Here is a 12786-nt window from a genome sequence, read left to right as displayed (position 1 = left end):
CCCCCCCCCCCCCCCCCCCCCCCCCCCCCCCCGGCCAATGAATGCCCGATGCAGCGCGAGGTCTGCGCGCCGTTTTCGGCGCAAAGAAAAGGGCGCCCAGAGGCGCCCTTCTCGATGCTCGAACATCGCCCGAAGGCGATGCGATCAGTAGCGGTAATGATCCGGCTTGTACGGACCATCGACCGACACGCCCAGGTACTTGGCCTGATCGTCGGTCAGCGTGGTCAGCTTGACCCCGATCTTTTCCAGGTGCAGGCGCGCGACTTCTTCGTCGAGCTTCTTCGGCAGGATGTAGACCTTGGCCTGGTAGCTGTCCTTGTTCGCCCACAGGTCGATCTGCGCGAGCGTCTGGTTGGAGAACGAGTTCGACATCACGAAGCTCGGGTGGCCGGTGGCGCAGCCCAGGTTGACCAGGCGGCCTTCGGCCAGCAGGAAGATCGAGTTGCCGTTGCCGAAGGTGTACTTGTCGACCTGCGGCTTGATGTTCAAACGCTTGGCGCCGGAGGCGTTGAGCGCATCGACCTGGATCTCGTTGTCGAAGTGGCCGATGTTGCAGACGATGGCCTGATCCTTCATCTGCGACATGTGCGCCAGGGTCAGCACGTCCTTGTTGCCGGTGGTGGTGACGTAGATGTCGCCGCGGCCCAGGGTGCTTTCCACGGTGTTGACTTCGAAACCTTCCATCGCCGCCTGCAGGGCGTTGATCGGGTCGATTTCGGTGACCACCACGCGGGCGCCGTAAGCGCGCAGCGAGTGGGCCGAGCCCTTGCCGACGTCGCCGTAACCGCAGACCACCGCGACCTTGCCGGCCAGCATCACGTCCATCGCGCGCTTGAGGCCGTCGGCCAGCGACTCGCGGCAGCCGTAGAGGTTGTCGAACTTGGACTTGGTGACCGAGTCGTTGACGTTGATCGCCGGCACCAACAGGCCGCCGGCCTCGGCCAGCTGATACAGACGGTGCACGCCGGTGGTGGTCTCTTCCGAGACGCCCTTCCAGTCGCGCACGACGGTGTGCCAGAAGCCCGGACGCTCGGCGTGCACGCGCTTGAGCAGGTTCTTGATGACTTGCTCTTCGTGGTTGCCCGACGGGGTGTTGACCCAGCCGTCGCCGTTTTCCAGCTCATAGCCCTTGTGGATCAGCAGGGTCACGTCGCCGCCGTCGTCCACGACCAACTGCGGGCCGAGGTGCTTGTCGGTGCCGTTGCCCGGGAAGGTCAACGCTTGGAGCGTGCAATCCCAGTATTCCTCCAGCGATTCGCCCTTCCAGGCGAACACCGGGGTGCCGCTGGCGGCGATCGCCGCGGCGGCGTGGTCCTGGGTCGAGAAGATGTTGCACGAAGCCCAGCGCACGTCGGCGCCGAGGTCGCGCAGGGTCTCGATCAGCACCGCGGTCTGGATGGTCATGTGCAGCGAGCCGGTCACGCGCACGCCCTTGAGCGACTGCGCGGCGGCGTACTTCTTGCGGATCGACATCAGGCCCGGCATTTCGTGCTCGGCGATGTCGATTTCCTTGCGGCCCCAATCGGCCAGGGAAATGTCGGCGACCTTGTAATCGCCTTCGGTCGAGAAGGTCTTGGGTACTGCGTTCATCGGAGGAGCTCCAGTTCTTTGGGGAGCCGGCGGAATGCCGGGTCCGGCGAGTCGTTGGACTCGAACCGGGCGCCGTTGCGGCCTACACCTCGCCGAGCCTGGCCGTGGCGTACACGGTCGCAGCGCCCCTCGGCGGGCTGAGCGCGCAGTATATCGCGGCGGCCGTGGCCGCCGCACGACAGGGCGCACGGGTCACGCAGCGGGTTCAGGGGCGCGGTTTCGCGGTCGCGGCTCGCGCCGCTCCTACAGTCGGATACGAACCGGCCGCAGTCCCTGTAGGAGCGGCGCGAGCCGCGACCGCGAAACCGCCAGTCACCGCGCCTCCTGGGGGCCCTTTGCCTGGTTTGCCGATACGCCACACCGCCCGTGTCGGCCCGGCCCAATGGCAGGGTCCGCCCGCCACCGGCCCAGGCTAAGCTCGGCCCCTGGCGCGCCCGCCCGGCGGCGTGGCGTCGCATCCGACTTTCATCGCAAGGGCGTGACCGACATGAAATCCGACACCCGATATGCAGGCCGCCAGCGCCTGGGTTCGCGCAACCCGCGCGCAAGCCGGCGCCCGTGGCTGAACCTGTTGGCGCCGGCCCTGGCGCTCGCGCTGCTGCCGCCGCTGGCCCAGGCCCAGCCCGCCGCGGCCAAGGCCAAGCCCGCGCCGCAGGCGATGGCCGACGGCTATCAACTGCCGCCCAAGGCCTTGCAGGCCATCGTCGATGCGCCGCGTCCGCCGACCCTGTTCCCGAGCCCCAAGCGCGACACCGTGGCGTTGGTGCAGACGCCGTCGTTGCCGGGCATCGCGGTGGTCGCGCAGCCCGAGCTCAAGCTCGCCGGCATGCGCATCCACCCGCGCGTGCGCGCGCAGAGCCGCTTCAGCTTCGGCGCCGGCCTGAGCCTGCTGGAAGTCGACAGCGGCAAGCGCCTGGAGATCGAAGGCCTGCCGTCGCCGCTGTCGCTGGCGAGCTTGCGCTGGTCGCCCGATCAACGCTGGATCGCGTTCAACCGCGTCGACGCGGCCAGCGGCGCCAACGAGCTGTGGCTGATCGAACGCGAAACCCGCCATGCGCGCAAGCTGGTCTCCGGCCTCAACACCGTCGGCGGCGACGGTTATGTATGGCTGCCCGACAGCCGCGGTCTGCTGATCCAACTGCAGCCCGAAGCGCAGGGCGAGCCGCCCGCGCGCGACGCCGCGCCGACGGGCCCCGCGACCCAGGAAACCCAGGCCACCGCGACCGTGCGCCAGATCCGCACCTACCAGGACCTGCTGCGCAACGAGAGCGATGCGCGCACCTTCGAGTACTACCTGCGCTCGCAACTGGCCAAGGTCGACTTGACCGGCCAGATCGCCAAGCTCGGCTTGCCCGGCTTGTACACCGAAGCCGCGCCGTCGCCGGACGGCCGCCATCTGTTGACGATCCGGCTGCAACGCCCGTTCTCGTATCAAGTGCCGGCGTCGATGTTCGCCCGCCGCATCGAAGTGCTCGGCGCCGACGGCCGTTTCGAACACGAACTCGCCCAGGTGCCGTTGATCGACGGCCTGCCGACCGGCAACGACGCGGTGCCGACCGGCGTGCGCGATATCGAATGGCGCAGCGACGCGCCGGCGACGCTGGTCTGGGCCGAAGCGCAGGACGGCGGCGATCCGGCGCGCGCGGCCACCATCCGCGACGCGGTGCTGATGCAGGCCGCGCCGTTCGAGACGCCGCCGCAGACCATCGCGCGTTTGGCTTCGCGGTTCGAACGCGTGCGCTGGAGCAGCGGCGATCTGGCCTTGGTCGATGAGTCGTGGTGGAAGACCCGCCAGATCAAGCAGTGGCGGATCGCGCCCGATCACGGCGATCGCGCGCCGCAACTGGTGTTCGAAGGCTCCAGCGAAGACCGCTACAACGATCCGGGCGAACCGCTGATGCAATCCGATCCGGCCGGCTTCGAGCGCCTGCTGACCGGCGCCGACGGCAACAGCCTGTACTACGCCGGCGAGGGCGCATCGGCCGAAGGCGACCGTCCGTTCCTCGACCGCCGCGACTTGGGCGACAACAAAACCACCCGGCTGTTCCACTCGCAGGCGCCGTACTACGAAAAGCCGCTGACGCTGCTCGACGCCGAGGGCCGGCGCCTGCTGACCTTGCGCGAATCGCCGACCGAACCGTCCAACCTCAACCTGCGCGAACTCGGCGCCGCCGACGCCGCGCCGCGCGCGCTGACCCATTTCCCGCATCCCACCCCGCAATTGCGCGAGATCAAGAAAGAGCAGATCCGCTACAAGCGCAGCGACGGGGTCGAGCTGACCGCCAATCTGTACCTGCCGCCCAACTACGACGCCAAGCGCGACGGCCCGTTGCCGATGCTGATGTACGCGTACCCGGCCGAATTCAAATCGGCCGACGCGGCCAGCCAGGTCAGCGGCTCGCCGTACCGTTTCAACGCGGTCAGTTACTGGGGCCCGCTGCCGTACCTGGCGATGGGCTATGCGGTGCTCGACGACCCGTCGATGCCTATCGTCGGCGAGGGCGACCGCGAACCCAACGACAGCTACATCGCCCAGCTCACCGCCAGCGCCCAGGCGGCGATCGACGAAGTGGTGCGCCGCGGCGTCGCCGACCGCAACCGCATCGCGATCAGCGGCCATTCCTACGGCGCCTTCATGACCGCCAACCTGCTCGCGCACACCCGCCTGTTCAAGGCCGGCATCGCCCGCAGCGGCGCCTACAACCGCACCCTGACCCCGTTCGGTTTCCAGGCCGAGGAGCGCAACTACTGGCAGGCCCAGTCCACCTACGAGGCGATGTCGCCGTTCAACTTCGCCGACAAGATCAAGGACCCGCTGCTGTTGATCCACGGCGAACAGGACAACAACTCCGGCACCTTCCCGATCCAGAGCGAGCGCATGTACGCGGCGATCAAGGGCCTGGGCGGCCACGCCCGGCTGGTGATGCTGCCCAACGAGTCGCACGCCTACCGCGCGCGCGAGTCGATCCTGCAAATGATGGCCGAGACCAACCGCTGGCTGGAGCTGTACGTAAAGAACGCCAAGCCCGAGACCGGTTCGGCGGCGAAATCGGCCGCGGCCAAATAAGCCGATGCGCCCGGCCGCGGCGGTTCGCCGTCGCGGCCGCGCGCATCGGTTCGCCGTCGCGGTTGACGTAGAGCCTCTAACAAAACCACGCAACTTACCCATCGTCATTCCGGCGAAAGCCGCAATCCACTCGCGCCGTCATTCCGGCGAAAGCCGCAATCCACTCGCGCCGTCATTCCGGCGAAAGCCGGAATCCATTTTGACTTTGCTCTCACCGACCCGAGCCCCGCCGTTTGTAAGCGCCGCTTAGCCCGCTCTCGACGCCCCCGCGAAGTCGCCGCTCCGCTCATCGGAAACCCCACCGAAGCGCCCCGAGTTTTTCTGCATAATCCCGCCTCCACAGGGGGAATCCAATGCGCATCGTGTGTCTGACCGTCGGCCTGCTCTGGGCCGCCTCGGCGTGGGCGGCCAAGCCCGCGCCGCAAGTGCCGGCCCAACTGGCCGCCACCCATGGCTATGTCTACGTGAATTTCCCCAAGGGCAGCGGCACCCGCCCGGGCACCACCGGCTCGTTGAGCGTGGTCTCCACCGCCACCGGCGCGCGCGAGGAGACGCTCGATGCGCGCAGCGACCCCGGCGACAAGGCCTTCGGCCGTTGGTTGCCGGCGGGGCAGTACCGTCTGGCGCGTTGGAGCGGCCAGCAGTGGGGCGAGTATCCCGGCTTCGAAGTGCAGGCCGGCCGGGTCACCGATCTGGGCAGCCTGGTTCCGATCCAGATCGGCGGATACGAACTGGTGGTGTTGCCGCTGCGCCCGACGGAAAACGCACACGACATCGACGCCGCGCTCAACCAATTCGGCCCGGTGCTGAAATCCGCCGAGCCGCTGCGTTGGCAGCCGAGCACTCCGCCCAAGCCATTCAAACAGTTGTATCCGAGCACCGGCTTGGGCTTGATCGCCGACTTGCTGTCGGCCCACGACCGCAAGGTCAACAAGCCTTCGGTGATCGGCCGTCTGAAAGCCGCGCAGAGCAGCGAGGAGTTCCTGCAACTGGCCCGCTCGGTGACGCCGCCGTTGGCCGATGAGCCGGCCGAAGCCGCGGACGGGACCCTGTATTTCGGCGCCGACCTGGGCCAAATCCGGGTGCGCCGCGCCGATGCGCAGTGGAGCGGCATCGGCATCGACACCTTGCGCAAGATTTCCGCGGTAGAACGCGTGGGCGAAACGCTGCTGGCCGGTTCGGACGACAGCATCCTGCGCCGCAGCGACGATCAGGGCGCGACCTGGACGGTGCTCAAATCCTTCGGCGCGACCGAGGCGGTGATCGATATCGACCGACAGGCGCCGCACTGGCTGATCACCACCGGGCGGCAAGTGCCGGCGTTGCAAGCGGGTTTGCCGCCGAGCCTGGACCGGATCACGGTGTATGTCGCCAGCAACGAGGATCTGTCGGACCTGCATGCGCTGCGCGAGTTTCCGGTCGACATCCGCAAGACCCTCGGCGGCTGGCCCGGTCCGATGCCGCAGTCGTGGAACGGCTCGTATTTCCTGGGTTTTATCAAGGAACTGCACCGGCTCGATCTGCAGTCGATGCAGTGGAAGACGGTGTCGCCGCCCAGCGCGTTCAACTCGTTCCGGATCGACGCGAAAACCGGCACCGTCACCGTGCTGGTCAGCGCCGGCGCGTTCTCGAAGATTTTCGTATCCAGCGATCGCGGCGACAGTTGGAAGAAGGTCGGCCGGCCGCCGTACGTGATCACCGACGTGCAGTTCGACAGCGCCGACATCGGCTACGCCACCCGCTGGAACATGAACGCCTTCAGCGGCGTGTGGGAGTTGTACACCTTTGATCCGAAAATCGACGACTGGCACAAGCGCTCGGAGGCGCCGTTCAACTGCAAGCCCTGGCGCGTGTCGCCGCGGATTCCGTTGCTGTGCGTGGCCAGCGACGGCAGCGTGCTCAGCCAGCACGAGCAGGAGTGGACGGTCGAGGCTTCGGCGCAGTAAATAAACGCGATCTTCCGCGGCGATGGCCCGAGCCGTCGTCCTTTTGCGTTTGGGTGCACATAAAGCGCGCGGCGGCGATCTGCGTCTGCCGCGCGCGCAACCCAACCAAGGGAGCCAGCGATGAACGATCGAGTCAAAGTCGGGTTGGACGAATGGATGGTCGCCGACGCCGCCAAAGCCGATTTGATGACCGACGGCCTGTCCGGCTGCGTCGCGGTCTGCTTGTCCGGCAACGGCCGCGTCGCCCTGAGTCATGTGTATTCCGGTTGCGATGCCAGCAACTGGGCGACGTACAAGGAGCAGTTGGACACCCAGTTCACCGCGTCCGGCCTGGGCGATCCGAGCAAGATCAAGGCCGTGCTGGTCTGCAACCAGGGCGACAATCCCAGCGCGACCCCGGGCCAGGAAAGCGGCAAGGACTGGTTGCCGCAGCAGCTCAAGCGCTGGCTGGCCGAGAAAGACATCGCCGCGACGATCCAGCAAGACAACGGCTGCCGGATATCGGCTTCCGGCGACAGCCTGACCTGCACGCTGAAGAAAGACGACACCGCCGATTTTTACCGCTACGACTACAAGACCTCGCGCGACGAGGGCGGCGGAGTGGTGCTCAATCAAGACATCTCCAGCAAACCGATCCCGGCCGGCTTGCCGACGATCCGGCCGAGCGAGCGCGTAGAAACCGCCGTTTCGTTGGATCAGTCCGCGCATCCGGCCAACGGTTTGTATCGCGACATCCTGGCCAAGCTGCCGGCCGATTCGGACCTGCTGATCGGTCACGAGGGCGACCGCACCGATTGCTACAGCGCCAAGCAAGGCGCCGCGGCGCTGACCGTGGCTTGCCTGGAGAAAGGCATCTTCGGCAGCGTCAATACGGTCGAACAGCACGGCGACAAGACCATCGCCGGTCAAGGTTCGATGCCGGAATCGCGGGTCTACGCCAGCGTCGTCACCGACGACGCGGTGGATCTGTCGATGAAACATCTGAGCGCGCGCGCGGCGAAACTGCAGAACGATCACGACGCGCCTTCGCAGACGCAGACCACGCCGGTGGCGACCCAGGACGTCGGCACCAGCGTGCGGCACGTCTGAAACGCTGGCGTCTTCGGATCCGGAAAAAGGCCGCATTCGCGGCCTTCTTCTCGATTCGCACCCAGACCCTGGAAGCGATGGCCGCTTCGGCTGCCGATGGACCCGCCGGCTATCGCACCTCGCCCATGCCGCTGAACTGGCGGGCGAGATGGGTGGCGTAGTTGTCGGTCATGCCGCTGACGAAATCCAGCACGCGCATGAGCGCCAGGTAGTGCGGCGACCTTCCGCTCTTGTGCTTGGCTCGGATGCGTGGATCGAAGGTGTTTCGCCCCAGCAAGTCCAGCGCGCGACGGCTGCGGAACGTAGTCTCGGACTGTTTGACGTACGCATCGGCCGCCTCGCACAGAACCGTCATCAGCGTTTCGATGGTGCTGTACGCGCCGATTTCCAGTTCGATTTTTCGCGGATGCGCGAACACCTTTTCCCGAGCCAGTTTCTTGGCGTTGTGGACGCAGTTCCTGACCGTCTCTCCGCATAGCCCGAGCAGGTCCGGATGTTGACCGCGCAGGAACCCGTGTTCGTTATGGATGAAGCTGGCGGCCGCATCCTCGACGAAGGCGGAAATTACCTTGCCGCGTATCAGTGGAGGCTTTCGGCCTGGACGCAAGCCTTCCAGTTCCTTCGTCAGCGTGCCGATTTTATTGCCGTCGAGTACCGGTCTGAGCACCTCGAAAACTTCCTCCCATTTCAAGATTCCCATCTCGATTCCGTCTTCCAGATCGAGCAGGCCGTAGCAGAAGTCGTCGGCGGTCTCCATCAGGTGAGCCAAGGGATGGCGGCAATACCAGTCCTTGCCTTTCTTTATCAGGCCGGTCGCATCTGCGACTTCGCGAAACAGTTCCAGTTCGGATTGATAGATTCCGTACTTGTCGTCTTTGGGGCGTTTCCCGGCGACGGCGGGCGCAGACGTCCATGGGTATTTGAGAAAGGAGGCTAGCGAGGCGTAGCTCAATCGCAAACCGCCGTCGTAGGGATGAAACTCGGAGCAGGCGAGTACCCGAAAGCCTTGGGCGTTTCCCTCGAAGTTGTTCAGATCGCTGATTTCTTCCGGTTGCAGAAGCTTTTTGTAGCGCTCCTTGCCCTCGTTGCGGAACCAGTTGCGAATGGCTTCTTCACCGGTGTGGCCGAACGGCGGGTTGCCGATGTCGTGCGCCAGACAGGTGGTCTGCACCAAATCCGCCAGATCGGTGGGAAGGATGTTTTCGGGCAGGCTTTTCGCGTCCTGCAGGGATTGGCCGACTCTGATCGCCAGACTTCGCCCGACGCTGGAGACTTCCAGGCTATGTGTCAGGCGGTTGTGCACGTGGTCGTTGTTGACCAGCGGATGCACCTGGGTTTTTCGCGCCAGTCTTCTGAACGATCCCGAGAAGATGACTTTGTCGTGATCGGAGTTGAACGAGGAACGGCCGGGCTCTTTTTTCGCCTTCTTGTCGCCCAGGCGCGTTGAGTTCAAAAGTTGCGGCCAGTTCATGGATTTCGTCGACATGCGGCATCCCCTCCTGATAGCGCATGGCTGGATCGTACGGCTGGGTTTGGATTACGCGCAAATCGAAAAATGCCTGTTTTTTTGCGTATTTTGTGCGTGCTCGCAGCGACGGCGAGCATCGCCTGCCGTTTGAGTGCATGCTGCTCGGCTACTTTTCGGTCTCGACCGCATTGCCGTATCGTCGGCGCCGATTCGATTCGTATCGGCATCCAGTCGCGCCGACGCGAGGAATAAAAAAGGGCCGCTTTCGCGGCCCTCTTTCTTATCCGATCGCTGGCGAAGAATTACTTCTTCAGCCCAGCATCCTTACGCAGGTCGTCGGCCTTGTCGGTCTTCTCCCACGAGAACGCGGTAGCGGTCTGCTTCTTGCCGGCGCCGTCGACGTAGCTGACTTCCTTGGGCTTGCGGCCGAAGTGGCCGTAAGCGGCGGTCAGCTGGTACACCGGGTGGATCAGGTCGAGCATCTTGACGATGCCGTACGGGCGCAGGTCGAAGTGCTTGCGGATCAGCTTCTCGATCTTGTCGTCGCTGATCTTGCCGGTGCCGAAGGTGGTGACCGAGATCGAGGTCGGCTCGGCCACGCCGATGGCGTAGGAGACCTGCACTTCGCACTTGTCGGCCAGGCCGGCGGCGACGATGTTCTTGGCCACGTAACGCGCGGCGTAAGCGGCCGAACGGTCGACCTTGGACGGATCCTTGCCCGAGAACGCGCCGCCGCCGTGACGGGCCATGCCGCCGTAGCTGTCGACGATGATCTTGCGGCCGGTCAGGCCGCAGTCGCCGACCGGGCCGCCGATCACGAAGATGCCGGTCGGGTTGATGTGGACCTTGTTCTTCGGCAGCTTTTCCAGCCACGCCTTGGGCAGCACCGGCTTGAGGATGTGCTCGTACACGCCCTCGACCAGATCCTTCTGCTTGATGCCCGGATCGTGCTGGGTCGACAGCACCACCGCGTCGAGGCCGGCGACCTGATGCTTGTCGTCGTAACGCAGGGTCACCTGCGACTTGGCGTCCGGGCGCAGCCACGGCAGCTTGGAGTTCTTCTGCTTGCGCACCTTGGCCTGCTGCTCGACCAGACGGTGCGAGTAGTAGATCGGCGCCGGCATGTATTCCGGGGCTTCGTTGCAGGCGTAGCCGAACATCAGGCCCTGGTCGCCCGCGCCTTGTTCTTCCGGCTTCTTGCGGTCCACGCCGGCGGCGATGTCGGGCGACTGCTTGCCGAGCATGTTGATGATCGCGCAGGTGTGGCCGTCGAAGCCGACGTTGGAGTTGTTGTAGCCGATCTCGTTGATGACCTTGCGGGCCAGGCCTTCGATGTCGACCCAGGCGCTGGTGGTCACTTCGCCGGCGACGATGGCCGCGCCGGTCTTGACCAAGGTTTCGCAGGCCACGCGAGCGCGCTTGTCCTGAGCCAGGATGGCGTCGAGCACGGCATCGGAAATTTGGTCGGCGATCTTGTCCGGATGACCTTCGGACACGGATTCGGAAGTGAACAGGTAGCTGGACATCGGTCGAATATCCTTCGATTCGGATAAAAAGATGGCCGCATAGGATACTCCCTCGGCCGGGAGCGCGCATTGTGCCGTGCCTGGGGGTTGTCCGCGCGTTAAGCGCCCCCTGAACGGCCGGCCCGGATCGGCCTTTGGGGGGAGGTTGGATGCGGTGGCGCATGGGAAGCTGTGCCGGCGTGCCAGGAAGGCTGATCGATCGTCGTTTCCGTCCTTCCTGCCGCCGTTTTAAGGCCGGGTCAGGGCTGTCATCGGACTGACCCGAAACCGCCATGTGGCTGTCGCCGCGCCGGCTCAGGCTGCGCGGCATACCGCCGCCCCTGATGCGACGACACCGATGCTGCACTTCGAACGCCGACTGGAAGAACGTTTCCCGCAATGGTTCCGTGGACGCCGGGCCGCGTTGACCCGACCCCTGATCCGGACCATCGGGCGTTGGTCGAAATTCGACCATATCGACCAATTCCTCACCGAAACCCGGCATCTGCGGGATTTCGATTTCGTCACCGCGTCGCTGGATTTCGTCCAGGCGCGCTATCTGGTGGACTCGGCCGAACTGCAGCGGATTCCGCGCAGCGGCCGTTTGCTGATCGTGGCCAACCATCCCTCCGGTGCGGTCGACGCGCTGGCGTTGCTGGATGCAGTGGGGCGGGTGCGGCGCGATGTGAAGATCGTCGCCAACGACCTGCTGCTGGCGCTGGACGGGCTGCAGGGGCTGTTGCTGCCGATCCGGATCCTCGGCGGCCGGCCCAGCGCCGAGAGCCTGCACGCGATCGAGGCGGCCCTGAACGAGGAGCAGTGCGTGATCGTGTTCCCGGCCGGCGAAGTCGCCCGGCTGGGCCTGCGCGGGGTCACCGACGGGCGCTGGCAGCGCGGGTTCCTGCGCTTCGCCCGCAAGACCGATGCGCCGGTGTTGCCGGTGCGGATCGAGGCGCGCAACTCGGCGCTGTTCTACGGCGCCTCGGCCCTGTTCAAGCCGGCCGGCACGGCCTTGCTGGCGCGCGAGATGTTCGCCCGCCGCGCGCGCCGGATCGCGCTGCGGATCGGCCGGCCGCTGCATCTGCCGGCCCAGGGCGAGTCCAACCAACTGCTGCGCGAGGTCCGCGCCGAGCTGCACGCCATCGGCACCCCGCGCGAGCGCGCGGCGCCGGTCGGGCCGGAGCCGTTGATCGATCCGGTCGATCCGGCCCTGGTCCGCGCCGGGGTGGAGGCGATGGAATCGCTGGGCCAGACCACCGACGGCAAGCAGATCCGGGTCGGCACCCTGCGCCCGGGCGCGCCGCTGCTGCGCGAGATCGGCCGGCTGCGCGAGCTGACCTTCCGCGCGGTCGGCGAGGGCACCGGCCAGCGCCTGGACGTGGATATCTACGACAGCTGGTATGAGCACATCGTGCTGTGGGACGAGGCCGAGCAGAAGGTCGCCGGCGCCTATCGAATCGCCCGCGGCAACCGTTTGATCGGCGAGCGCGGCCTGGCCGGGTTCTACACCGCGTCCTTGTTCCGCTACGCCGACGACGCGGTGCCGCGTCTGGCCCAGGGCATGGAACTGGGGCGCAGCTTCGTCGCGCCGGAGTACTGGAACAGCCGCAGCATCGACTATCTGTGGCAGGGCATCGGCGCCTACCTGATCCGCCATCCGGGCGTGCGCTATCTGTTCGGCCCGGTCTCGATCAGCGCCGCGTTGCCGGCCGATGCGCGCGAGCAGATCGTCGCTTACTACGCGCGGTATTACGGCGACCTGGATTCGGAAGCGTTCTCCAAGCAGCCGTTCGTGTACCGCGCCGCGCCGCCGCAGTTCGATGAACTCGATGCGGGCACCGCGTTCCGCGTACTCAAGAACAATCTCGATGCGCTCGGCACCAGCGTGCCGATGCTCTACAAGCAGTACACCGACCTGTGCGAGCCCGGCGGCGCGCGTTTCCTCGCATTCGGCGTGGATCCGGCGTTCAGCGACGCGGTCGACGGGCTGATCGAAGTCGATCTGCAGCAGCTGCGTCCGAAGAAGCGCGAACGCTATCTCGGCGCGGCCGCGCCGCGCAGCGATGCGAGCGCGAAGACGGATGCCGCCGTAGACACCTGACCCCGCCGCCAACGAGAACG

7 protein-coding genes and 1 riboswitch are annotated in these 12786 nt (G+C 65.9%); of the genes, 4 read left to right on the top strand and 3 right to left on the bottom strand.

Annotated elements, in window-relative coordinates; all coding sequences use genetic code 11:
- Nucleotides 1-144: 144 nt before the first annotated feature.
- Nucleotides 145-1590: an adenosylhomocysteinase gene (gene ahcY, locus V7787_RS22595; RefSeq protein ID WP_336089676.1), complete on the bottom strand. Its 1446-nt coding sequence runs from the start codon at nucleotides 1588-1590 to the stop codon at nucleotides 145-147.
- A 60-nt stretch (nucleotides 1591-1650) separates the two neighbouring features.
- Nucleotides 1651-1727: riboswitch (S-adenosyl-L-homocysteine riboswitch) on the bottom strand.
- Between the two features lie 350 nt (nucleotides 1728-2077).
- On the opposite strand from ahcY, the gene V7787_RS22590 reads away from it, so the two are divergent.
- The 3 genes from V7787_RS22590 to V7787_RS22580 all read left to right on the top strand — a co-directional run bounded on the left by V7787_RS22590 (nucleotide 2078) and on the right by V7787_RS22580 (nucleotide 7692).
- Nucleotides 2078-4657 (top strand): alpha/beta hydrolase family protein, encoded by a 2580-nt coding sequence (locus V7787_RS22590; RefSeq protein ID WP_336089675.1) that lies wholly within the window; start codon nucleotides 2078-2080, stop codon nucleotides 4655-4657.
- A 353-nt stretch (nucleotides 4658-5010) separates the two neighbouring features.
- A complete protein-coding gene (locus V7787_RS22585) occupies nucleotides 5011-6603 on the top strand; it encodes a hypothetical protein (RefSeq protein ID WP_336089673.1) in 1593 nt (530 codons plus the stop codon).
- Between the two features lie 120 nt (nucleotides 6604-6723).
- On the top strand, nucleotides 6724-7692 hold the full coding sequence (locus tag V7787_RS22580) for a hypothetical protein (protein ID WP_336089672.1): 969 nt from the start codon (nucleotides 6724-6726) through the stop codon (nucleotides 7690-7692).
- Nucleotides 7693-7801: 109 nt separating this feature from the next.
- On the opposite strand, the gene V7787_RS22575 is transcribed toward V7787_RS22580, so the two are convergent.
- Nucleotides 7802-9178 carry a deoxyguanosinetriphosphate triphosphohydrolase gene (locus V7787_RS22575; RefSeq protein ID WP_336089671.1) on the bottom strand — a complete coding sequence of 459 codons (1377 nt, stop codon included), beginning with the start codon at nucleotides 9176-9178 and terminating at the stop codon, nucleotides 7802-7804.
- 284 nt (nucleotides 9179-9462) lie between these two features.
- Nucleotides 9463-10686, bottom strand: a complete 1224-nt coding sequence (gene metK, locus V7787_RS22570) for a methionine adenosyltransferase (RefSeq protein WP_336089670.1) — start codon at nucleotides 10684-10686, stop codon at nucleotides 9463-9465.
- Between the two features lie 337 nt (nucleotides 10687-11023).
- Here metK and V7787_RS22565 point away from each other — a divergent pair, with 337 nt between their 5' ends.
- Nucleotides 11024-12766 (top strand): lysophospholipid acyltransferase family protein, encoded by a 1743-nt coding sequence (locus V7787_RS22565; RefSeq protein ID WP_336089669.1) that lies wholly within the window; start codon nucleotides 11024-11026, stop codon nucleotides 12764-12766.
- Nucleotides 12767-12786 lie beyond the last annotated feature (20 nt).

This window comes from Pseudomonas sp. CGJS7, from assembly GCF_036961695.1.
This window is presented reverse-complemented; position numbering and strand designations above follow the sequence as displayed.